At 41.6% G+C, this 21,819-nt stretch carries 21 protein-coding genes; 4 read left to right on the plus strand and 17 right to left on the minus strand.

Features of this window, described 5'->3' with window-relative positions; genetic code table 11:
* The first annotated feature begins 12 nt into the window (after positions 1–12).
* Positions 13–411: a PPC domain-containing DNA-binding protein gene (locus OH455_RS02255; RefSeq protein ID WP_206369029.1), complete on the plus strand. Its 399-nt coding sequence runs from the start codon at positions 13–15 to the stop codon at positions 409–411.
* 287 nt (positions 412–698) lie between these two features.
* On the opposite strand, the gene OH455_RS02260 is transcribed toward OH455_RS02255, so the two are convergent.
* From OH455_RS02260 to OH455_RS23385, 5 genes are all read right to left on the minus strand, one after another.
* The gene (locus tag OH455_RS02260; protein WP_269980185.1) at positions 699–1,307 is read right to left on the minus strand and encodes an imm11 family protein; all 609 of its coding nucleotides are present in this window, start codon (positions 1,305–1,307) and stop codon (positions 699–701) included.
* 81 nt (positions 1,308–1,388) lie between these two features.
* On the minus strand, positions 1,389–2,000 hold the full coding sequence (locus OH455_RS02265; protein ID WP_269980186.1) for an imm11 family protein: 612 nt from the start codon (positions 1,998–2,000) through the stop codon (positions 1,389–1,391).
* 149 nt (positions 2,001–2,149) lie between these two features.
* Positions 2,150–2,785 (minus strand): imm11 family protein, encoded by a 636-nt coding sequence (locus OH455_RS02270; RefSeq protein WP_269980187.1) that lies wholly within the window; start codon positions 2,783–2,785, stop codon positions 2,150–2,152.
* A gap of 595 nt (positions 2,786–3,380) precedes the next feature.
* Complete coding sequence (locus OH455_RS23380; RefSeq protein ID WP_443088575.1) at positions 3,381–3,593, minus strand: hypothetical protein; 213 nt, start codon at positions 3,591–3,593, stop codon at positions 3,381–3,383.
* Positions 3,594–3,620: 27 nt separating this feature from the next.
* Positions 3,621–3,962, minus strand: a complete 342-nt coding sequence (locus OH455_RS23385) for an outer membrane beta-barrel protein (RefSeq protein WP_443088576.1) — start codon at positions 3,960–3,962, stop codon at positions 3,621–3,623.
* Between the two features lie 308 nt (positions 3,963–4,270).
* On the opposite strand from OH455_RS23385, the gene OH455_RS02280 reads away from it, so the two are divergent.
* Both OH455_RS02280 and OH455_RS02285 read left to right on the plus strand, forming a co-directional pair.
* Complete coding sequence (locus OH455_RS02280; RefSeq protein ID WP_269980188.1) at positions 4,271–5,101, plus strand: winged helix-turn-helix domain-containing protein; 831 nt, start codon at positions 4,271–4,273, stop codon at positions 5,099–5,101.
* Positions 5,086–5,565, plus strand: a complete 480-nt coding sequence (locus OH455_RS02285) for a hypothetical protein (RefSeq protein ID WP_269980189.1) — start codon at positions 5,086–5,088, stop codon at positions 5,563–5,565. The genes OH455_RS02280 and OH455_RS02285 overlap by 16 nt, the downstream gene beginning before the upstream one ends.
* A gap of 253 nt (positions 5,566–5,818) precedes the next feature.
* Here the strand turns inward: OH455_RS02285 and OH455_RS02290 are convergent, their stop codons facing one another.
* The 9 genes from OH455_RS02290 to OH455_RS02330 form a co-directional block, all read right to left on the minus strand.
* Positions 5,819–7,912 carry a competence protein CoiA family protein gene (locus OH455_RS02290; protein ID WP_269980190.1) on the minus strand — a complete coding sequence of 698 codons (2,094 nt, stop codon included), beginning with the start codon at positions 7,910–7,912 and terminating at the stop codon, positions 5,819–5,821.
* 319 nt (positions 7,913–8,231) lie between these two features.
* A complete protein-coding gene (locus OH455_RS02295; RefSeq protein WP_269980191.1) occupies positions 8,232–9,071 on the minus strand; it encodes an HNH endonuclease in 840 nt (279 codons plus the stop codon).
* Positions 9,068–9,781, minus strand: a complete 714-nt coding sequence (locus OH455_RS02300) for an OmpA family protein (RefSeq protein WP_269980192.1) — start codon at positions 9,779–9,781, stop codon at positions 9,068–9,070. The genes OH455_RS02295 and OH455_RS02300 overlap by 4 nt, the downstream gene beginning before the upstream one ends.
* Before the next feature lie 2 nt (positions 9,782–9,783).
* Positions 9,784–11,355: a hypothetical protein gene (locus tag OH455_RS02305; protein ID WP_269980193.1), complete on the minus strand. Its 1,572-nt coding sequence runs from the start codon at positions 11,353–11,355 to the stop codon at positions 9,784–9,786.
* A gap of 67 nt (positions 11,356–11,422) precedes the next feature.
* Positions 11,423–11,584, minus strand: a complete 162-nt coding sequence (locus tag OH455_RS02310) for a hypothetical protein (RefSeq protein WP_269980194.1) — start codon at positions 11,582–11,584, stop codon at positions 11,423–11,425.
* A 271-nt stretch (positions 11,585–11,855) separates the two neighbouring features.
* The gene (locus OH455_RS02315; protein WP_269980195.1) at positions 11,856–12,422 is read right to left on the minus strand and encodes a condensin complex protein MksE; all 567 of its coding nucleotides are present in this window, start codon (positions 12,420–12,422) and stop codon (positions 11,856–11,858) included.
* 2 nt (positions 12,423–12,424) lie between these two features.
* Complete coding sequence (locus tag OH455_RS02320; protein ID WP_269980196.1) at positions 12,425–13,831, minus strand: hypothetical protein; 1,407 nt, start codon at positions 13,829–13,831, stop codon at positions 12,425–12,427.
* A complete protein-coding gene (locus tag OH455_RS02325; RefSeq protein WP_269980197.1) occupies positions 13,824–16,763 on the minus strand; it encodes a hypothetical protein in 2,940 nt (979 codons plus the stop codon). The genes OH455_RS02320 and OH455_RS02325 overlap by 8 nt, the downstream gene beginning before the upstream one ends.
* A gap of 3 nt (positions 16,764–16,766) precedes the next feature.
* Positions 16,767–17,546, minus strand: a complete 780-nt coding sequence (locus tag OH455_RS02330; protein WP_269980198.1) for a hypothetical protein — start codon at positions 17,544–17,546, stop codon at positions 16,767–16,769.
* Positions 17,547–17,757: 211 nt separating this feature from the next.
* On the opposite strand from OH455_RS02330, the gene OH455_RS02335 reads away from it, so the two are divergent.
* Positions 17,758–18,618 (plus strand): helix-turn-helix transcriptional regulator, encoded by an 861-nt coding sequence (locus OH455_RS02335; RefSeq protein WP_269980199.1) that lies wholly within the window; start codon positions 17,758–17,760, stop codon positions 18,616–18,618.
* Positions 18,619–18,680: 62 nt separating this feature from the next.
* Here OH455_RS02335 and OH455_RS02340 read toward each other — a convergent pair whose 3' ends face one another.
* From OH455_RS02340 to OH455_RS02350, 3 genes are read right to left on the minus strand one after another with little or no spacing between them, the layout of a single operon-like run.
* Positions 18,681–19,082, minus strand: a complete 402-nt coding sequence (locus tag OH455_RS02340; protein ID WP_269980200.1) for a (deoxy)nucleoside triphosphate pyrophosphohydrolase — start codon at positions 19,080–19,082, stop codon at positions 18,681–18,683.
* Complete coding sequence (locus OH455_RS02345; RefSeq protein WP_269980201.1) at positions 19,079–19,915, minus strand: HNH endonuclease; 837 nt, start codon at positions 19,913–19,915, stop codon at positions 19,079–19,081. The genes OH455_RS02340 and OH455_RS02345 overlap by 4 nt, the downstream gene beginning before the upstream one ends.
* Positions 19,916–19,957: 42 nt before the next feature.
* Positions 19,958–21,667 carry a class I SAM-dependent methyltransferase gene (locus OH455_RS02350; protein ID WP_269980202.1) on the minus strand — a complete coding sequence of 570 codons (1,710 nt, stop codon included), beginning with the start codon at positions 21,665–21,667 and terminating at the stop codon, positions 19,958–19,960.
* Between the last annotated feature and the right edge of the window lie 152 nt (positions 21,668–21,819).

Genomic DNA, 21,819 nt, shown 5'->3' on the forward strand with positions numbered 1-21,819 from the left:
CCGGAACCGACTATGATTCAGCCCATCGCCGTTCGACTCACCAAAGGCCAGGACTTAAAAAAGCAAATTCAGTCTCTGGTAACAGAGCATAAGATTCAAGCCGGCACTATCGCCTCGTGTGTCGGGTGTTTAGAGCAAGTTAGCCTTCGCCTTGCGGGCGCTGAGCAATCCATCACGCTGACGCAACCTTTTGAAATAGTGTCGGTGATGGGAACACTGACGCCAAACCACCAGCACATTCACATCTCTGTTGCTGACAGTAACGGCAAAGTCATTGGCGGCCACCTTCTCGACAACAGCCTTATCGATACCACTGCCGAACTGATCCTTCACACATACCCAAGCCTAAGCTTTTCTAGAGAGCAAGATGACACTACAGGGTATAGCGAGTTAGTGGTTGGGGAGTGTTGAGATAACGGTGATGGTTATGGCTCAATCAAGAGTCCCGTTCAGTAAAGGCCGAACGTTAGCTCATTCGGCCTTCTTGACCTGCAACCTATTCAAACTCCATTCCTTTACGGTAGTCACTCAGCTTAAAGAATTGAAAAGCTTAAATATTAAACGTGGCGAGTGCGTTAACTATATTTTGATTGAACAATAAAGCGCCGCCTGTTACAACCGCTAGCTATATCATTAGCCTATATGCTTCAGGGATTGCATCTCACACACTGTCGTCAAGTTGGTATTGTAAAACAGTGTTATAGATATTTGTCGCCCAATCTATATTCACTCAGTTGAAAAAACCTAAAAGCATCAGGGTCTATGTAGCGACGAATCTGCGTCACTAGATTTTCATGAAGGAGTAAACCACCGCCAGCGACTTTGCTTGGGCGTACAATCAGACGATTTTCCAATGGAATCGCATCTAACACGTCACTCTTTAATTGGTATCGGATGATTTCATGCCTACTGTCTTCTGGCGAATAATCAAGTATTTCACTGCGATCAAAGTCAATACAGTCGAGGTTGTCATAAGCATTAAAGAAGAAAAAATCTTCATGCCACTTCTCATCATCACCAATCAACACCGCTGGAAACAACTGAAAACCATTAATGGAGTAAGGCATTATTATTTCGGCAATTTTCTTAGAGACTACAGGGAAAAAACCATGGAGCAAAAAATCACTAACAATGAATGGCATCTCGCCTTTATCTGCATTGGTAAAGAATATGGGCCCATCGCCAACATCTAATTGAGTGAAGCTATAACGACGGCGCCCCGTATCCTGTGATGCCTTTAAATGCAGGTAAGTTTTCCGGCATGGGGCTTCAAACACTTTGTAGTATTGTTGTTCGTAGTTTTTCATATTGTTACCTCAGGAGCTCAATCACCTTGACGTTTGTCGTTTCACCCTGTGTCTATAACGCCCCCCGCCCAGAGGCTCCCGTTAACCCATGCGATATTCCATGCCCAGCCTGTATTCACTGAGTTTGAAAAACTGGAAAGCTTCAACGTCGAAGCGGGCTAATGCATCGACTATTTTTTGGTGGAAAATCAAGGCGCCACCTTGGACACGAGCCAGTTTGATCATCAGGCGGTTTTCTTCTGGTATACCATCCAGCACATCGCTCCGCAGTTTGTAACTTATCACCTCATTGTATCTAGCATTGGGCTTATATCCACGGACATCACTATTTTCAAAATCAACACAGTCTAAAGGAGAGTAAAAGTTAAAAAAGAAAAACCCCTTATGCCACTTGCCATCATCACCAATAATCACCGCTGGAAAGAGCTGGAAACCATCAATATTGTAATATCGAATAGCAGACACGACTTTCAAGGACACCACTGGGTAGATTCCATCAAATTGACCGTCTGTCAGATTGAAAGGGACTAAACCTTTAAAGCCATTTTCAAAAAAAACCGGACCGTCACCAAAATCAAGCTTTTTATAAGTATGATTGCGTACTCCTGTATTTTTTGTTGCTTGGAGTTCTAGAAAGTTTTCTTGAAAAGCAACCGTTTTAGAAATGTAGTAAATATCTTCGTAGTTATTCATATGCCTCTCTCAAGCGTCCAAGCATTGTCGAAATCAATAGGCCCATCTAGTTAGTATGTCTTGCTCAAGCAGGATTGATGGTTATATTGGCTCATTGTTTTACCTTGGATAATTTAACCTTTCAGAAAAAAGAATGCAGCACTGCTATTTTAGAACTCATCACCGACATGATACTCACTCGCTTTAAAGAACCGAATACCTTTAACGTCATATTTTTTAAAAATATCAACGACTTTTTGATGAACAAAGATTTCTCCGGTTGTTGTATTTCCCAATTGAAAAATTAAGCGTTCATCTTCTGGAATGGCATCGAATACATCTTCTCGAAATCGGTAATTACTCATATGAGGGCTAATTGCAAAGCCATCAATTTCTGTCGTCCCATCACCTGGCATATAAAATTGACTTCTTTTTAGATCAACACAGTCTAAGTCATCAAAAGTATTCAGAGCCCAGAGGCCTTCAACCGAATTATTGTTCTCATCTTGAATAATTGCTGGAAAAAACTGACTGCCGTAAAGGCCATCTTCAAGCAGTTCTTTAAGTTTGGTTGTGACGACAAAGTTCTTTACGTTAAACGCTAGAGCGTAATCTTGCTGCAAAAAGTCCAAATTTTCATTATCGGCAACAAAGGTAAGTGGCTTTATACCAAAGTTAAGCTTTTCAAACTTCCAATGAGTATTGGCGGTATATTGAGTCGGTGTGAGGTCATTATCATATTCTTCAAAATCATCATCGGGGAATATAATATAATAAGACTCATCGTAAATATTCAACGCACTCAAAGCTATTTTCCTCGTTCTAGGTTATAGGTTATAGGTTATAGGGTATCTCATTGAAAGAACTGAATTTATCATGTTTTCTTCCATTGCATGTACACTCTTTTGGGCTAACCTTTAACTTTAAAATTAGCTCTGGCACTGTTGTGGCGCCCAAACACCCCACCCCGCCACGCTTAAAGGCATTGGCAACATTGGTTAAGGGCAGTTCAAAGCTACGAATTTTACGTAATATCAGCAAACTGTGGTAATCCATATGGCGCTGAATACCAGGGTTATCCTGCTTTTCACAACGTTTACTTATGGTCTTATAAGCCTCTTTTACTAACTCGGTTACTTCTATGTGGTAACTCTTAGGGTGTTCCTTATCATTATCATTGGTATCAATAACAGCAAAAGTTCACGAAAATATTGGCCGAGGTAATGAGCAATCCTTTATAAGTAACCAAGCTTAGGCTTTTCAAGAGAGCAAGATGACACTACAGGGTATAGCGAGTTAGTGGTTGGGGAGTGTGGGTAGCGCTTGACTGTTCTGAGCACTACAACATTGATTGGTTTTGGCCAAGATAGAAAAATGGCGAGGTAGATACCTCGCCATATGTTAGAACTTGTAGGTGGCTGCAACGTACCAAGCACCAACAGACTGCTCATACGTTTTGGAGAAAAACACATCTCGAGTCTCAATCTCGTAGTGGTCGACTTCATAGGCAGAACGTAGTGATAAGCCTTGAAGCTGTGGCGGAGTATATTCTAGACCCAGGCCTAAACGGACTAAACCGCCATCATCAGAAAAACTGCCCTCCGTATAATCCATCGACCCAAGCCCGATAATCGCAAATGGTCAAACACCGCTATCAAACGTGTAGCCTAAGTTGGCTGCCACCGTATAGCTTTTATGTTCGATTTTGCCACTGATAGTATCGTATGGCGTGTGTACCTTAACGTTCGTATCCCCATAGCGGGTGAATTGGGTTTCTAAGCTAACAACACGGTTGAACTGGTAACCCGCGATGATTTTGTATGAATGTTCAGAATCCGTTGAAATAGGCAGAGTGGTGTCACTAAAGTATCCATCATCATCAAAGTCTGTAGTGCCGACACCAGCACCTAGGTAAAAACCGCTGTGGACGTTTGCAGACGCAACACTAGAGAAAAGAGCAGTAACTAAAAGGAGTTTTTTCATTGTTTAGAGTCTCGATATCAATGAGGTTGTTTTCGCTGCAGACTCTATAAAAATGAGATTTTTAGGCTAAACAAAATTCAAATAAAAAACTCACATTATAAAATTGTGCCATTTATATTTTTATATATTTTCTCAAGCCATTGTTTTAAATGGAATTTATTAAAAACAAAACCTTATTTACAATCTTGATTTATAAAAACAGCACAGTAGAATGTGCCGCTCAATAAATGATTTACCACTATGATATAGGTTTTAGCACACACGCTTTGACGGGTGGTTACGGCTAAATGGCAAGGTGTAGCGATTCAATGAAAACCATTCTGTTCTCTTCACTAAAACTAGAATGTGCAACTCGAACCTTGTCGAACGACAGCGGCGATAAGCTGGTACTCAGGCCATTACCGTTTGATGTTTTGGTGTATTTATTACTCAAAAACGCCCCGGCATCGAGAGAAGAATTATTCGAAAATTGCTGGGGAGGGACGATTGTCACAGACCAAGCGTTAACCAACGTGATCTCTGGACTACGTCGCCATTTTGTTGCACTAAAAGCCGAAGGCATCAACATTCAGACCATCAGTAAAGTGGGTTATTTTCTTGATGTGGAAGCCAAAGTAGTTGAGCAACCAGCGCCTGATCACACAACAAATGAGGCGGCGGATGCCCAACCACCTCCTACGACGCCGCCACAAAGGCAGGTTGTTGGTTTGCCAAAGCCTAGGTCAAACGGCAAAGCAAGCTACTTTTTGGCCGCGGCTTTGATGGTAATGATTGCCGCGATTTATATTTTTCAACCTTTTAAGCCTCGTTCACCGTTTACTGACCCCTCTCAATATGTGCAACTCAAACAGGGAGAGCCAGCGTTTTATCTAATGGATGCAACCAACGCTAGTATCGACACAGCATTATTGAGAGAGCAACTGAGCAAGACACCATTCACTGACTGCCCTGTTGACGCCTTTATACGGATTTTCCCTTCTATTTATGAGCCTGATGTGATTGCCATGACCGTTAGGCTGGCCTCTAAAGTCAGCTCTGATTCACATGTATTCCAGCATTTTAATGTCACGAATCTAACACTGGCAGAGTCGATTATGATGGCCTTTGATAATCCGGAGGTAACATGCGATTTACCCTAGCAGGATTGGTACTCATCCTTATCTCAAGCGTGATTTATCAGTGGAAGTTTGCGAGTTATGATTTTACAGGCACACGCTGGCTGTGCTCTGAATCCAAGTCTGGCTTCACCTCTGAGACCTACCGTCAGTTTAAAAAAGTGACTGAAATCACGAGTGTCTATTTCAATTCAAAAGAGAAAGTGACCTACTTTCAGACTGGCGTTTTGGTTCATCCAGATGGTATGGAAGATCCCTATGAATTGATTTTAACCGCGGACAACGAAACCAGTGGTAATCGGCTTAAGCAGACGTTTACCCGCATTGATTGGAATCTAAAGCCAACACACGCTCCGTTCTATATCCGAGATAAAGACAGCTTAGTCGGCTATAAATCCGATTTAAGGTATGAAGTGGATGGCAAGCGGCTGTACTTTTTCAACCAAGCTGGCAGTGAAGACGTCAACATCGCTTGTCATCAGTCATAAAGAAATGGGCACATCAGTGCCCTGTTAGCGTTAGATATTTCTAGAAGACGGCCGTATACATTGGTGAACTGGCCTTTCGTGAGGGTTCAAGGCCTGAGTTTTGTGAGAGCTGGGTGTTGGGCTTGGGCTTGGGCTTGGGCTTGGGGCAACGATTGAATGTAGAGAGAAAAATGACAAGCTCTTTCTTCACCCAAAACAAGTTAAGTATTTTTATGAATCACACAACTCAATTTAAGGCTTCAGTACTTGCCTGCTAGCCCTGGCCGAAATGTTGTCGGTTTGCATCAGAAAACGATCTCACTATCCTACGAAGATCACCACCTCGATGAAAATCTTCTATCACTTCGCACATAATATCCAACTGCATTTGAATAACACTATTGCTTCTATATCCATTGGATTCCATATGAGCACAACATTCTCTCATCCTTTTCATCGTTGATGCATTCTTTTTTAACAATGAGGCGAATGTAGGCTGATCTGCACATTGGAGATCTTGGTAAAAGCGTTCTATGTGTTCATTTAGGCTAGATTTAAACTGAGAAAGTAGCGTTCTAGTTGCTTGCTGATACGAGTCCACTTTTTTCTTTTGAGGATCTCGTTTGTGTAGTGTCTTTTTACATAGGGTAAAAGCAGCATCAAGCTCGATTTTGTATCTCTGTTCACATTCCCACCCCCTTGACAACTTGGGAAAATATTTTTTCCCAAAATCAAAGTAAGCATTGCTAACAGCTGTATTGAATGCCTGATCCAAATCATCGGCCTTATCACTAAATCCATACTCCCTTGCCTTACGTGCAATGCGATCTTTTTTTATTCTAAGCATCGATAAATCTTCTGGTATATCAGAAAAACCAACAATAAGTTTTTCGATAAATGCCTCTCTTTCGTTTATGTGATTATCGAGTGATTTTTGCCTACTAACCTGTTTAGCTCGGTCCAATTCTGAGCATTTTATCCTGAGGTCTTGTAACTGTTTTTCCAGCTTAGCAAGAGATCTATTGATGTACGAAATCAAGTTTGGAGATTGATATTGCTGCACGGCATCCGCTAAATTTGTTATTTGCTTGTATCGTTCTCGAAGAAGAGAGTCTGATTGAAGGCATTCTATATCAAGTAAATGCCTCCTGATTGCGCTGCGAATAAAACGAATCTCTTTAGCCGCTTGCCTGCGCGTTTTGCTTGCCATAAATTTCGCATAAACGTTGGCAAGATTTCTAATAGCCATTCGTTCATAGTCAACTAAGCGTTTGGTGCAACGTAAACTGCCTTTATAATCAGGCATACTACGAACTAGCTGCATATTAATGTGATAATCACCTTCACTAGTAAGAATCGGTTCTGCGAGGGCCCATTGTCTTATTTGTCTTATTTTTGCAGTAAGATCACGACGGTCACTAAACCGTTTTTGAGCTATTGCATCTTTAAAGCTCTTCGAAGTTTTGACAGCAAAAGGGAGCCGGTATTGAGGTTCTAGATTGAGCTCTTCCAGAACAGTCCACTGGCAACGCTTATCAATATCGATTTTTTGTGAGGCTGGATTATAAGTCGGAACTGGATATACAACCTCGAATGTCAGGTTACGATCTACCCTCATTTTACTTATTGCTTCATCAGACAGCACAAAAGCGTTACATTCAACCTTCGATAACACATCAACAGATGCTTCTTCTCTAGATGCAGCTGAGCCATAAAGAATCATATTTAATGTTACAGGATTGGCTTCTTCACAATTAGGACTGAATAACCAAATCAGGTTATACCCTTCCGTTCTGAAGAATTTTTCCCGTTCGTAAACAACTTCAGGACTCATCCACCAGCGTGTTAATTCAATAACAAACCGATTCCCATCTATATCCACAAAACTGATATCAGGTTTGCGTCGTTTATCTGTTTCAGGATCTTTAGAAAAAATAAACTTCTCGATACAAACGTCTTTGTACCCAATAGCTTTTAAGTGTTCAGCTAGAAAATGTTTTGTCTCGAAATGCCACTTCCCTTCACCCTTGTATATTTTTCCTTTACCAAAAAAGGCCTCGGAGTTTGAATAAAAAGAACATCGATGCATTTTTTCTATAGACGGAGCCCTGTTGGGAATGTGTCGGAAATAGGCACCTATGGCTGCATTAGGAGCAATAAAATGCACAGGGCATTTGCAATTGCTACACTTTACATAAACTCCACTTTCAGCAAGTCTTTTAGCAATAAAACTCTTCAAAATAGATTGAGAAATATCTGCATCGGATGTATCTGAACTCATAAATTCTATGAGCTCGCTCGCAAGTACTACTCGATCAAAGTTTTCTACTTCCAACTCCCAAAGGTCATGTTTTTCTCTGGTATCCATCTGAATTTACCCACTGACTAAAGCATATTAAGGCATTGAAATTTCTAATTTTCGCAAATATTCAACTACTATAATGCTTTCAAGTTGTCCACTCCAATCAAAATGACACTAAACGCACAACATATCGCTACAAATAAAAAAGGTTGGTCCGCCACATGCAAATACGTGCATTATCGATGGGTAACCGTAAACAAAACAATAGCTTAACTAGCCTCATAATTTCGAGATTCAAAATTGTTCTTTGAACTCAGAAAATTTTCCACTGCAAGATCCAGTCGACTTAATTACTAATCAAAGCAATACTAAAATGTATGATAGATCAAACCATGCGCTTTTCTTTGAGGTAGCTTAATACTTCAGCGTTAGGCTTTAAGTGCTGATGCTTGGGCTGCATACTATGGCATTCGACACATAATGCTCTAAGGTTCGCAGGATGATTATTAGATTTAACGCCATCAATATGATGAGTATGAAGCAACTCTTTTCGTTGTTTTAATTCTACGCCGCATTCCTCACAACTGTAATTCTTACTTAGCTTGTATACCTCGCTCACACTCTTCCAATCACTTGTGTAGGAAAAGTTGCTAAATTCGGCATGTCGAAGAGGTAAACTTTCCTCTGGGAAGTTGTGTTGTTTTTTCAGGAACTCACGCAAATTAAAGTCCAACTGAACACGCTTTTTATCATCATTATCCCCAGCGTCTAAATATGGGGGGTATTTCAGCTTACGAAGACATCGACCACATACAACGAGCTTTGCATCCTCGGTAATGCCTTTATCGTCACAGATAGGAATACCTCCTTCCGTATAACGGAGAGCCACTAAACGACCAAAACGTTTGTCTTTCTTTTCATCTTGAATAGTTTTACAGTCGGTCATATGATATCGCTTTGCTTCGTTATATGGGTCAGCTACAGCTTTAGATAAGTCAGAGTGCTCTTTGATATATACAATGACACCGTGACCATCATAACTAAGCAATTGCCCATTTATAGAGATATCTAAGTCAAAATCTGTAACCAAATGAGGGGCTTTACTCAGTTCATCCATTCTGTCAAAGTTGGGAGAGTCTAAACTAACTGAAAACTGACTCAGGCGCTCTGATACATTTTCATCAACTAATTTGTTAAATTCACTTAAATCAACGTTTAGCTTCATTGGGCCTCTAAAATATCTTTCATGATAATGTCTGAGTCTGTAATTACTCGAAATGAAATCCGGCGAGAACGTTCTTTATCTTCAACCTTATTTTCAGTAAAAATAAGCTTTGATGGACCATAACCGATCGCAGATAGTTTTCCTCTTAGCCAGTAAAGATGTACGTTAAGTGGTTCTTCATCTTCCATTAAATAATCAAAAAGTTTTTTCGACCGTTTTTGAGATAAGTCCATATTCCTTTTATAAGCGTAGAACAATGGATCATTCTGGTTCCACCCAGAAGACGTATGACCTTCAATTTGTATAGCTTTAATGTCTTTTCTGTAGGCCTCCAGTACATTCAGATACCGAGGAAAAAACTCATCTAATACAACAATTAGCTCAACCGGTAATTTAGATTTTCCTTTTTCGAACTTGTAACGTTCTGCATTAAAGTCGATACTCAATGGCCTTTGCTCATTGAAGTCAACCTCCCAGCGTTTAAAGTCCTCTCTAAATTCCTCAGCCAATGCCCTATGAATTTCTAATTGTTTTTCGCTTATTTTTATGGCAATACGCTCAATAGCCCTTTTTTCAATATCTGTTCTGTTCATCAACGCCACACTGATCAACAAAAAAACCACCATCAGGCCAGCCATCAAGTCGGTCACAGAAAGCCAATGCCCCTCACCTGAAGATGCAGTCCTTGATTGAAAAAGCCCGCTGTGCATGATCAGCTTACCTCTTCTAATACTTCAATAGACTCAATTCGGTGTAACTCTTTGCTCAATCGTTGTGCTGCTTTTGAGTACTCTGCCGTGATATCGAGTAAGCCTTTCCCCATATCACTCAATATACGTTGCAGCTCAAGTTGAATGTTTTGCTGAAATACATCTGAGCTTCTAATCAAATTGCTCTTGATCGTCTCTTGCACTTGAAGCGAGCCCATCATTTGCTGATTCATGGTCTCTTCAATTCGCTTGTCTATTGAGTCATGTGCTTTTGTTAACAGTTGTTCGTTTTTATCTAATTGCTCTCGATGCTTATCTATTAAACTGTCATTCACGTTTGACAGTGTTTTTGAAATATTGACAACATCGTCTCTAAGGCCGTTCACCAAACTGTTCAACCTACTGTCTAGCTGACCAATTGAATCGTCAAGTGTTTGTTTGATCTTATCGGAAGACGTAGCTAAGTGGCTGGTCATCGACTCTATTTGCCCAGAAGCATCACTTAAATCACCGCCTATTCCATCTGTCGCTTCAACCAGTTTTTCACTCAATGCCAACGCTTTGTCCTGAAGCTCTGACGAAGCTTTAAATACACCTTCTTCCAGATTTTGACACGTATTCAATATAGATTGATCAACTTGTTGACATAGTTCATCCAGTTGCCTCTGAATCTCTGGCATTGCTTGAACTGCTTTATCGCGCATAGTGCTGAAAGCGTCTAAACGCTGATCTAGATCTGTGATTTGTTTGTTCCATATATCAGTGGTATCCGATAGCTGGTACATTGCATCAGGAATTGCTTTAGTATGAGAGCTTATAACGCCCAAGCTTTGTTCAGTAGCCACAACACTTTCTACTGCATATTCAAATGCGTTGGTCAGCTGCTCTATCTGAACCTTGTATTGCTGCTGCCATTTCAACATTTTCAAAACGGACTCATCTAATCGTTGGAAATTGGCACCAAATTGCCCCATCAAACCTTGATTAAAGCCTTCAATAGAGCTTTGTAATGACTCGGCAATTTGCTGTGAAGCTTGTGAGGACACAGATGCAGCAAATTGATTTATTTCGTTAGTTAACTGATTGAAACTCTCTTGGCTTTGAGCGTGCTCTTGCGATGAATAAGCTCTCAACTGTTGCATTTCACTAACGAGTTCAGAGAGTAACTTTTGGCTACTCTGGTGATGTGCTTTGGATTCAGATAACTGAGAACAGAGGACATTCTGCATATCGTCAGCTGTTAGTTGCGATTGCCGACTGTAGTACTTAGGGAGATAACGTATCTTAAAAAGCATGGAAAAGCCCATACCTGCAATACTTGACCAGAAAGCGAGTGTTAAACCACTCAACAACGTAGATATACTGCTATTGAGATTATCTGGATCAAAATCGTACAGACCAAGGGCAATACCAAAGAACGTAAAAAATACACCTCCTGAAGTAAGTAAACCCGGCACTGTAACCACGACATTTGAAGAGGATTCTTTATTGACTAAAAAAACACCCCAAATAAACCCTATAAATAGAACTGCTAATGAAATGCATAGCATTACATAATTAAGATCATCTATCACAAAGCATCCTTGTTAAATAAATAGCTTAAAGTTACAAATCGTATTTTCGTTGCTTAAAATCACGTTGTTAGATTGGTCTATCCTGCATTCGCCCTAGCACTTCTTTCATAGACTCTTGGAAATCAGTCATCGACTTCATATCGGTAATTTGAGCCAAGTCTACCTGGCCTTCGTCTGCGAGCTCATTGAGTTTTTCACGAGTCGTGGGTTCAACAAAATATGCTTCCAATTAGCCTTTTGAAGAATGAGGGAAATTGTCATTATTCGAACAAACTTCAAATCGATCACTCAACTCGGTTTGCTACTTGCAACTGCAATTAATCATGATGCTTTAAGAACTCGAAATTACTTTTATCCACGCAAAGTTCCTTTCACCAGATCCAACAGGCTTTAAATGCAACTAGATTAGCATTCTACTATGTTTAAGACTGTAAGTTAATTCAGAGATTTAGCTAACCAACATCAACCTAGCTGACATCATAGATAACGCTATAGCCTAACTAATCTTGCTCTTGAGAGTACTTTTCTACATGCAGATTAAGGAAGTGCATACCTGCTGAGCTCAAAATGTAATGCTTATCACCACATTGATAGAGAAAGTTTCTGTCAGCAAGGTAGTTTAAGGCCTTGTCCCATGTCTCTATTCCGAGTGCTTGACGGATATCATCATAAATCGTTTGTTCAGCAATCTCTTCTAGTGCCGTGCGCCCTAACCCAATGACTGGCGTCATTAAATCATCGAGGTCAAAACCTTTGTCTACCCAATAGCGGGCGATAATCAACAACATTGCCTGGATTTTGGTGGCATTTGTGTCGGCGTCCTCTTCAGCTTCGCTACGGCTAATATAGAAAAACTCGCCCTCGACATTGAAGTTAAGCGTGTAGCCTATATGAAGGTAGAGACTGGTAAAGTGCTCTAAATTGTTGTAAAGCTCGGTATAGAGTGGGCTCTCTAGAAAACTCTGCTGATAAAGGTCATAAACCTGCTTGGTTATCACCTTACCATTTACGAAGGTGGCGTATATCTGCTGGCTTTTCGCCATGTTGATTTGAGAAAAGGGGCTCATTACTAAATTACTCGCTGTGTTCGGATTTTGCGGTATAAATAAATATTGTCGCCTTGGACGAGACGCTGACGAAAGTTGGTCATTTTTAGTGTATATCCATCAAGCGTTGCCTCACTTCGCAATATGAAGTTGAGACCCTCCAATAGATCAACAAAGTGATAGTCAGAGAAATAATCTTTAAGGCGACGATGAAGTGAGAGTGTGAGATCTTGATACTCTGCCATTTTCATATCCTTAACTAACTCAAAAATCTGCTCTGCGCGCGCGAGCCTCTGCTCAGTGGAGTCATCTTTTACGCTAACTAGATCCACATAACGGCTCTGCTCTAGCAGACTCCTATCCACAACTCGTGCTTCAATATCACTCACTACATTATTTAAGTAGGCTTCTGAACTACTGATACGCAGCACTTTGGGTCTAGCTTGCTGCATTAATCCCATGAAACTTCCGTTATCACGAGCAAATTGCCCTTCAATTTGGCTACGCTTGAGATTTTGTTTTGTGGCATCCAATGCATTCACTAACTCATTAAACGCACCTTCAATTGCATTAAACTGTTGCAGGCGTTTTTTGGAACGAGCCAAAAACTGGTCCACCGATTGAGAAACTTTGCTTATCTGTTTATGAAAGCTGTTAAAACTCACCTCATACCTTAGCATCGCATTAGCCCGCTGATGGTCTCGATGGTGATCGAACTGACTGCGTAAGCTTTGCAAACATTCAAATAAGTTCGGGCCATCTTTCAAACGGCTTTTTTCATCCAAAAACTGCCTAGTTGGCAATATGTGACGCGAAAGCAGTAAAGATATTTTTTCTATCGACTCTTGCTGAAGAGCAGAAAACACTCTTTGGTTATGAGACTTCGCAGCAAGTTCACTCGCATCGCTGAGCTCTTGGTTGATGGTCTGCATTTTAACCAAGTTCAAACGGATGCTGTTAAGCAGCTCACTCAATTGATGAAATAGCTCATCAATTAACTCCTTGAAATCTAGGTCACTATCGCTATATAGCATAGAACTCGATTGGAGCTTTTCTAGGAGTAACCGTATACCCCCGAGCTGGATCTTAAGTGCCACATCGGTAAGGTCTTGAAATAAGCTGCGGTCAAACAGACGGAATACCCCTATAACCGCACGATCAAAAATCAAGCGACTCTCGCCCCCGAACTCATCTTTATCCACCAAAATATGGGAAGCTAATAAGTTGTCGGTAGAAAAGGCAGTACGTAATTGTTTCTGCTTCTCTTTACTTTGCCCTTGTATGTAACGGTGCAATCTAGAGATAAAGGAGGCTTCTCTCACATAAGGCTCACCGCTTTCATCCATTGTGCGAATCACATCTCTCATGATGGTGTGATGCTCAAGCATTATGGAAAATGTAGGGATGGTTAGCAGTCGTTGATCACTCATATGCCTCTCCAAACATATCAAGCTGCTCTCTATCCAACATACTTCCTTTTGTCACAAAACTTTCTGGCATGCCAGTAAATGCAATGGTTCTTGCTTTACTATAAGGTGTTGCTGTACGCATGGCATCTAATCGAAAATGCTGCCCAAACTTGAAGATGATCTCACTGGATGCAGAGTTAGTCGATGCGCTTAATACTCTAAATCCTGCTTGTTTCATATTGGGCAACAGCCAGTCAAATTGAGAGCTATCAACCGAAGCACCTTCGTCAATAACCAATGGAAACTGAGTAGAACAAGCGCTGTTTCTCAATCTACCAAGTAAAATTTCTACCAGTTTGATATTGATAAGCATAATGGTCGAAGTAGATTGCGATTTACTCTCCCAACCTTCTTGTCCCTGTTTTTTCACTCGGTATGAAATTCCAGATACTATCTGCTCCATCGTTAACAATGCAGCTTTGCCCTCTGGGAAGAACTTTTTACTAAAGGCCTTGAGACGTTCAATAAATTGTTCGGAGGCTTTTTGATCAGAATGCGTATCAAAAAATTCTATTTCATTCACCAAGTCATCAAATCGAGCTTCCACTTTGATTTTGGCCGCTACCTCCGACAAGTCATTAATCACTAATCCCTCAAACGCGCGATTAATACTTTGCTCAAATTGGCGAACCATTTCTCGATTGTTTTTTAGCTCATTGATAATGGCGTGAACAGAGTGCTTATGTTCAATAAAGTGTTTACGCAGAATATCAAACTCCTCATCTAAGCCTTGATAACGCGTTTGAAGCTGTTGAAATGCATGTTCTAGAAGTTCATCATCTAGGTGAGACAGCATCAACTTATCGTCATTTTCCAGCACTTGCTCTCTAACGAAATCTTGAAGCTTCTCTGTAATATCAGTCTTTGCTTGACGCTTACTGTTTAGGCTCTCAATTCGCTTGTGCAATGTTTCTTCCGACAAGTCCACTGTTTGGTCGGGTAAAACTGAAAAATCACTTACTGGCAGATGATTCGCCTGAAGTTCCGCTTTGACCCTAACGCTGTATCTGGTTAATTTTTCTAGCTGTTCTTTTTTCTCGGTTAGTTTGTCAGTTTGCGCCTCTAATAATTGCTTCTCTTGTGTCCACAAAGCATTTTGTACATCCAACTGTTTTTCTAACAAGTCACCAGCTTGGTCAGCTACAGCGAGTTCTCTATTAGTCTCATGAAGCTGATGTACATTGTTTGTGTATGCTTGTAGTAAGTTGATTTCATTTTTAGTACGCTTAATTTCAGTTTTCAGCGCCGTAATTTCTTTGATTTGCTCAATGCGAGATTGACTACCCATCGCACTGAGCTCTGCGACTCGCTTGCGTTTTTGGTCTAAGGTCTCTTGTACTTTAGATAAACGGATTGGATCTGATTCTCGATTGTCAGTTTGAATTAGATCGAGTTTTACCCCCCAAAGCGTATAACACTGGTTGCTCGCTGCTAATAAATCAGTAAAAGATTCAATAACCTGTTGTTCACAGGATGTTAAAGGGCGCGCTGGATTAGACTCCGCTATATCAATATTAACAGCGGCTAATTTCATCCAAACAGCTTCGGGTAACTGATTAAGCAGCTTAAACTCCTGAGCCTCAATGGAAGCTTGATAACGCGTTGCCAGCTCTTCAAGTTCTTTAACGTCTTTCTTGAGATCATCCAGCTCTTCTTGTCGTTTCTCCGCATCTTGCTTTAATTCTAAAGCTTGCTCTTTTTCCTCAAGGTGTTTACGGTGGCCCGAGATAATTTCATCAATCGTCTCACTTTCATCGTATTGGTTGATGATAAGCTTCGTTTTTTGCACAGCTTCATCGAACTTTTTCTGTTGAGCTGACCAAGTGTTGATTTCACCTTGTAGCGTCTTTTGCTTATCAAGAGTGCCATCACGCGCTTTCTTGGCAGAGCTCACTTTTCCGTTCTGTAAAGCAAGCTGCGTCTCTTCTTGCTCAAAAATCTGGTTTTCTTGATTTATTCGGCTGCCTAGCATCATCGCGTACTGCATCAACGCATCTTCAGCATCTTTATTACTCACTAATTGTTGATGACTGAGAGCTAGCTTTTCGAATTCAGGTCTTAAGCTTTCTATCTTTTTGAGTATCAGCTCACGACGTGACAACATTTCGTTATGATTAATAAAGGCATCAATATCAAAATTAAGCTCGTCTTTTCGCTCCTTCTTTCTGGATTCAATGATGTTGGCGACCGCTAAACGAACCGTGTCCGAACCGGTCTTCATATCGAATAACAAACGAACGAGTGCGCGAAAGGCATCGACATCAGCATCTTTAGTTGAACTAAGAGGAAACAAGCAGAAACGCATCGCATCAATATCGAGTAGTTGATTAGCGTATATAACCTCTTTAATCGCAGATGAGCGCACCAATGACTTAAAATACTTGTCCTCACGCTTGAGAAAAGCCTGTACTTTGCTAAGCGTTAGATCATCTACTCGACCACCAATACCATCGTCTCCGGCGTTGTCATCCCAAAAAAGGTGGCGTATTTGCTCATACTTTAACGAGGTAAACATGCGGCGATAGTCGAGCTTTTCTGAACTTCCACGATAAAGTATCTGGCAGTGAGGTATAGGTCCGCCTAAATAGTTATCGCACTCTAAAATTAAAAAGCTGGTACTGCTCGGAAAGTAGTGTTCAAAACACTCATCATTAGAGTAAAAGTTGCCTTCTTTATCTGAAAAGCCGAACTTGTTTTTTGAATCTTTGAAGTTTTCTTCAGGCAATAAAAATAATCGGATCGCATTGAGGATCGACGTTTTACCAATATTCCCGCCACCAATTAAGATACCGCCCTCTCTGAGGTCGATCTCTGCGATGGCCACTCCCGCCGAATCAATAGCAATTAAACGCGAAATACTAATAAGTAAATTGTCTATGGCATTCTTTAGCATAAATTAATCCTGTTTAAGCACTGGAAGGAAGGCTTCCTGCTCCATGAAATGACGAGTTTGGTTCATTAGATCGGCCTCAGTATTAAGATCTAACTCTCTGGCAAGCTTAATAGCTTTAGCTAGATGGTTACTATTTTTAGGTTTTAACTTGAAGCTACTTCTGAAAGCTTCCCAATTAGCAGGTGCTAACCATTGACACTGTGGCAATGTGTTTTTTAGGGACTTGAATGTAGTAAGCCCGCCAAGCTCAACATCTTGAGCGCAATAAATATCTTCATAACTTGATAGAAACGAAATATTTAGGTGATGACATATTTGATTCCCAGAACCAAAAATAACATCACTATCTTCTACCAATCCGGAGTGACCAAGAGCCTCTAGAAACTCCTGATATCTGTAAAAATTTTCAATATTCTCAATCAGGACTGCTCGCTTGCCTACAAGCTCTCCTTTTGTTTTGTAACCATTGACATCAGATACAACCACAAAAGGAACTTGTGACTTGGTAGTTCCGTTTAAAACTAAAACATGCGCGAAATTGCTTGGAAAATCATGAGAGCAACCAGAGTGAGCCCCTGCAACTCTATCATTTGGCATTGGTTCAAAAAGCGCAAGATGTCGTTTTTCATCAAGTATCGTCAACTGATGTCCAGATTGAACACGAGTCGCACTATAGACTTTCCGCCACTCGTTCATATCCGAATATGGCAAGCACTCTATAAAGCGATCTAGGTTGATCGAGCTTCCCTGCGAAATCTTGCTGAGATATTGGTTAAGTTTCATTTTGAGTCAGTCCAAATTAATCAAGATAGATAACACTAAATGTTTCATAAAACCTTCAATTCAGTTACGGAAGAGCTACTTGTATCAGAGTATTTTTCACTCAAACCTTCATCCGTTGACTAGAGTGTTTCGTTAAAATAATATGACGCCATCAACGACAGGTAAATACTGATTACATACACACGTCGCATAAATAGACAGGAGTTACATGATGAGCAAGTGGCCAATACGCTGGGATCTGCTGTTCCGCTACAGAATGATAGAAATCATTGCTCTGTGGGAAGGGCGACTTACGACTAACCATTTAATTCAAAGTTTTGGTATTGGCAGACAGCAAGCATCAAAAGACATCAACACTTACCTCACCGATATCGCGCCAGGTAACCTTGTCTATGATAAGCAGTTAAAAGGCTACAAGCCCAGTGACAGCTTTATCCCACAAGTAACAAAGGGTCATGCGGATGAATATTTGCACATTCTTTCAAGAAGTGAAGATATGACCATCACATTTAATGAACTTGATATGGGGTTTGAGAATACGGCTATGGTTCGCCCTGTTGCTCGCAATATATTGCCACAAGTATTACGTCCTTTGGCTCAGGCTATTCGCGAAAAAAAACGTGTCGACATAAGCTACACATCAGTCAAAGATGGTGTTGAAGTTGAGCGAATTATTTCTCCCCACACTCTTGTTTGTACCCCACTTCGTTGGCACATTCGTGCCTATTGTGAGCATGGAAATGGCTATCGCGACTTTGTACTTAGCCGCATACACGGCGTGCCAATTCTTGAGGCGAAACAAGTCAAAGGGAAAAAGCATGATGAGTTATGGAATACTCCCCTAACCATTGATTTAATGCCTGATCCACGGCTGACAGAAGCTCAAGCTAAGGTCGTTGCTCATGATTATGGAATGGATAAAGGCATCCTCAAAATACCGACCAATGCGGCATTAGTTCGCTATGTGCTTGACGCTTATAACATCGACATTAATGTATTGGATTCGAATCCTAAAGGTCAGCAGATTATTGTGGGTAATTTTGAGGAGCTAAAACCGTACTTAAACTTTTAGGCAGAACAAGCACAATAGTTAAGGCGGGTTATGCCCGCCTCTACGTCGATCTTCCTCGCCCTCTAGAACGTAGCCTGTAGCTTTTCAACGGCCGGTATATCGGCCGCAGCCCAATCCACATCCCAAAGTTTCTCTTTAGACAGCCAGCGAGAATCGATGTGTTCAGTGAGAACCAAATCTCTTGTGGGCACCTCGACAACAAAGCAATGCATGGTGATATCAAAGTCTGGGTAGCAATGTTCAATCGTTAACAAAAGCTGAGGTTCGGTAACGGCAACTCTGATTTCTTCATCTAACTCTCTAATAATCGCGGCAACCAGCGTTTCACCTGCTTCTACCTTACCCCCTGGAAACTCCCATTTTTTGCTAACATAATCTAACTCCGATGGCCCTCTTTGTACGGCTAGGAATTCGCCCTTGTTTCTCAACACAGCAGCGACAACTTCAATGTGCTTCTTAATCATTGATTATGCTCTTCCAATAATTTTTGGCTGCGGATTTTTAGTGCCTCAACATCCTTTTTATCATCGACGATGTGCATTTTCTTGTGGCAGTTAGGACACAATGCGATGGTATTTTCACTCGTGTCATCGCCCTCTCTGGAGAGCCAAATAATATGATGTGTCTCCAGATACGGCTCACCTTTATTGTTTTTAAACGGCGCTGGCTGTAAACAGAGTTGGCATTGGCCTTTTGCTAGGCGTTTAGCCAATTCAGCTACCCATACGTTTCGTTCATAGCTGGTTGACTGTTGTAGATAACGAGTGGCTTTTTTGCCAGACTTGACCGCCAATGTCTTGAGCTGCCCAAGAGTTAACTTTTTCGCCTTGCGAGTACGGATGGTCTCTACATTATCTCGATCTTGCTTTTTAACCTGACGCACTCCCGAGACGAGTTTCAAAGGAAACACGTAAACCTTTCTTGGGTTGCCTTGTTGATCATCTTGCACTTCCGAATAAGGTTCGCCTTCAAGTTCGACCTGACCGATATAGGTATATTCTTTATCTTTAAACACCTCGAATAAGTGAACGGCGACACCGTTGGAACCCGACTCAGCCAAGGTTTTGTTTTGCTGAAACGTTAGGCTTTGGTCGCCCTTAGTTCCCATGCCGGTGTAATGCAGAACGCCACCAGACCAACGGTCATCATAGATTGATTCGACATGATTAGAGACAATAACCAAAGTATTGGTTTTGTGGGCGCGGCGCATACCGCCTTGTGGGCTACAGCCAAATGTTTCGCGTAAATCGTTATTATTAAGTTTTGTGCCTGGGGCAGGTAGTGAAAAATCAACCATTATATCTATCTGTTTTACTTCGTTGTTGGGGTACTGCGGGTATTACCATTCCGAAACCAGCAAGCGGGCCTTCAGGCCTTTCACTTGCAATCCCATCGCTTCAAACACTTGTTCAAAGTCATCGCATTGCGCTGTTACGTTAGGTAAAGAAAGAGCGGCTTGATTAAAAAAGCGTTGTTGCTGTAAGGGGTCGCTGCCCCACGCCATCTGCCACCACTGCAAGATGCGTTCACGGGATTCGGATAAACGCTGAGCCTTAGGCACACGATCACTTTTGCTTCGATTCTGTTTTGAGGTGGTCGGCAGGAGGTTCCACTTATCGTTATTAGGCCAATAGGTAAAAGGAAGGCAGTGGTCCACATCGTATTGGCTCGTTAGCTTGGTGTTACTCCAAACATTCGGCACCGCTTCGCCTTGGGCGCGTAACTCATCGACACGTTTACGGACTTCACGCGTATCACGTGATGAATCAAGCCACACTAAGCATTCATGGTAAGTTTGCAGAGTAATGTTGCGCGCTCGATTCAGCTCAAAACGCTGCATTTCTGTTATCCATTGGTTCACCACCAATGGCTCTATCCAAGCACAATACAGCCGCAAGCAATCCCACAGCTTTTCATCCAAAACAAACTGACCAAAACTGGCAAAAAACTCGCCGTCTAATACAATCGCTTGTGAACGTTTTCCGCGCCTTGATGCAGATTCTATTTGGAACAGCTTGTTATGCTTATCACCCTGATAGATATAGGTGACTGGGCCTTCCTTTATGGTCTTTAACGTCTGAGTAAACAGTGCCTGAATAGCCACCGCCTCTTCGCCGACAAAGAGTGAACCGATGGCAAGGTCATCAGCCGCAAGGTGCTTGAGCTTATTCCAGCCATCATCTTTGACAAACCCCAGCCCCTTACGTGTGTTGGAGTTTTGTTGAATACCAGTGCCTTCAATATCAATGTCGATAAGACGCTTGAATTGCCTCACCCAATACAAGGCCACAAGGCCAGCAGAAATACTGACTTTGCCATCCGTCCTATCTAAAACGGCGCCGGGATGGGCGTCCGCAATACGGATCAACGTTCTTAGCAATGCCAACTTATAGGTTGCCGACTTGTGGTCATGAACAATGATGCGTCGAACCTTATTTAGGCTGCCGGCTCCATCATCAGACAAACTAAACACCACCGTCTGCCAAGAGACATCCGTCCTATTTAGGTTATCCTCACTATCGGAAACCAGTATCGTGTTGAGCGCATAGTCTTTTGAAAACTGTTCCAGTTCTGCCACCGAAACCGGATGGCCTACTCGACCGTCGGTAAACGAGCCATGCCGTAAACTGATCACTAATTTTCCATTCGGAGACAATAAACCAGATAGTTTTCGAAAAGCTCTTTCACGCACTGAAGGCGCTAGATGCATCCAAACGGCGCTGATAAGAATAAGGTCAAAGCGCATTCCAAGGCTTTGGACGCTTTTTAAAGCGGGCAAGGAATCATTGAGCCAAGTCACTTGTGGTGCAGTGCCTGCTTGCCCTATTTGACGCAGTGCATCGCTGGGCTCAACGGCAATCACCTCACAACCCTGTTCGCTCATCCATTGGGCATCTCGCCCAGAGCCTGCACCGATATCTAAAACGGCATCGCCAGATTTAGGCCAATAAGCAGACCAAGACTGATGGACAGATTCAAAGTCTAGGGCGTTGTATTGCTTGGCAAGCTGAAGGGCGTTGTTATCGTAAAAAGAACTCGTTGCGGACATACATCAAACCACATATCACAATGCACACATGATATATCTCTCAGTGATATAAGGCGATAAAGTATTAGAAAAGAATGATTTATTGTGATGGTAGTCGTATCAGAGCCGAGACAGTTGGGAAGAGAAACATCGATCACAAATTGAGCATATAC

Origin of the sequence: Vibrio sp. T11.5, from assembly GCF_027587155.1 — a bacterium.
GTDB classification, from domain to species: Bacteria; Pseudomonadota; Gammaproteobacteria; order Enterobacterales; family Vibrionaceae; genus Vibrio; species Vibrio neptunius.

Coding starts and splice junctions, on each gene's coding strand:
- OH455_RS02315 (WP_269980195.1), bottom strand. CDS start 12,422: ATGAGCCCCTTTTCTCAAATCAACATGGCGAAAAGCCAGCAGATATAC.
- OH455_RS02255 (WP_206369029.1), top strand. CDS start 13: ATGATTCAGCCCATCGCCGTTCGACTCACCAAAGGCCAGGACTTAAAA.
- OH455_RS02285 (WP_269980189.1), top strand. CDS start 5,086: ATGCGATTTACCCTAGCAGGATTGGTACTCATCCTTATCTCAAGCGTG.
- OH455_RS02280 (WP_269980188.1), top strand. CDS start 4,271: ATGAAAACCATTCTGTTCTCTTCACTAAAACTAGAATGTGCAACTCGA.
- OH455_RS23385 (WP_443088576.1), bottom strand. CDS start 3,962: ATGAAAAAACTCCTTTTAGTTACTGCTCTTTTCTCTAGTGTTGCGTCT.
- OH455_RS02265 (WP_269980186.1), bottom strand. CDS start 2,000: ATGAATAACTACGAAGATATTTACTACATTTCTAAAACGGTTGCTTTT.
- OH455_RS02345 (WP_269980201.1), bottom strand. CDS start 19,915: ATGGTTGATTTTTCACTACCTGCCCCAGGCACAAAACTTAATAATAAC.
- OH455_RS02340 (WP_269980200.1), bottom strand. CDS start 19,082: ATGATTAAGAAGCACATTGAAGTTGTCGCTGCTGTGTTGAGAAACAAG.
- OH455_RS23380 (WP_443088575.1), bottom strand. CDS start 3,593: ATGGATTATACGGAGGGCAGTTTTTCTGATGATGGCGGTTTAGTCCGT.
- OH455_RS02335 (WP_269980199.1), top strand. CDS start 17,758: ATGAGCAAGTGGCCAATACGCTGGGATCTGCTGTTCCGCTACAGAATG.
- OH455_RS02330 (WP_269980198.1), bottom strand. CDS start 17,546: ATGAAACTTAACCAATATCTCAGCAAGATTTCGCAGGGAAGCTCGATC.
- OH455_RS02320 (WP_269980196.1), bottom strand. CDS start 13,831: ATGAGTGATCAACGACTGCTAACCATCCCTACATTTTCCATAATGCTT.
- OH455_RS02300 (WP_269980192.1), bottom strand. CDS start 9,781: ATGCACAGCGGGCTTTTTCAATCAAGGACTGCATCTTCAGGTGAGGGG.
- OH455_RS02290 (WP_269980190.1), bottom strand. CDS start 7,912: ATGGATACCAGAGAAAAACATGACCTTTGGGAGTTGGAAGTAGAAAAC.
- OH455_RS02325 (WP_269980197.1), bottom strand. CDS start 16,763: ATGCTAAAGAATGCCATAGACAATTTACTTATTAGTATTTCGCGTTTA.
- OH455_RS02295 (WP_269980191.1), bottom strand. CDS start 9,071: ATGAAGCTAAACGTTGATTTAAGTGAATTTAACAAATTAGTTGATGAA.
- OH455_RS02260 (WP_269980185.1), bottom strand. CDS start 1,307: ATGAAAAACTACGAACAACAATACTACAAAGTGTTTGAAGCCCCATGC.
- OH455_RS02350 (WP_269980202.1), bottom strand. CDS start 21,667: ATGTCCGCAACGAGTTCTTTTTACGATAACAACGCCCTTCAGCTTGCC.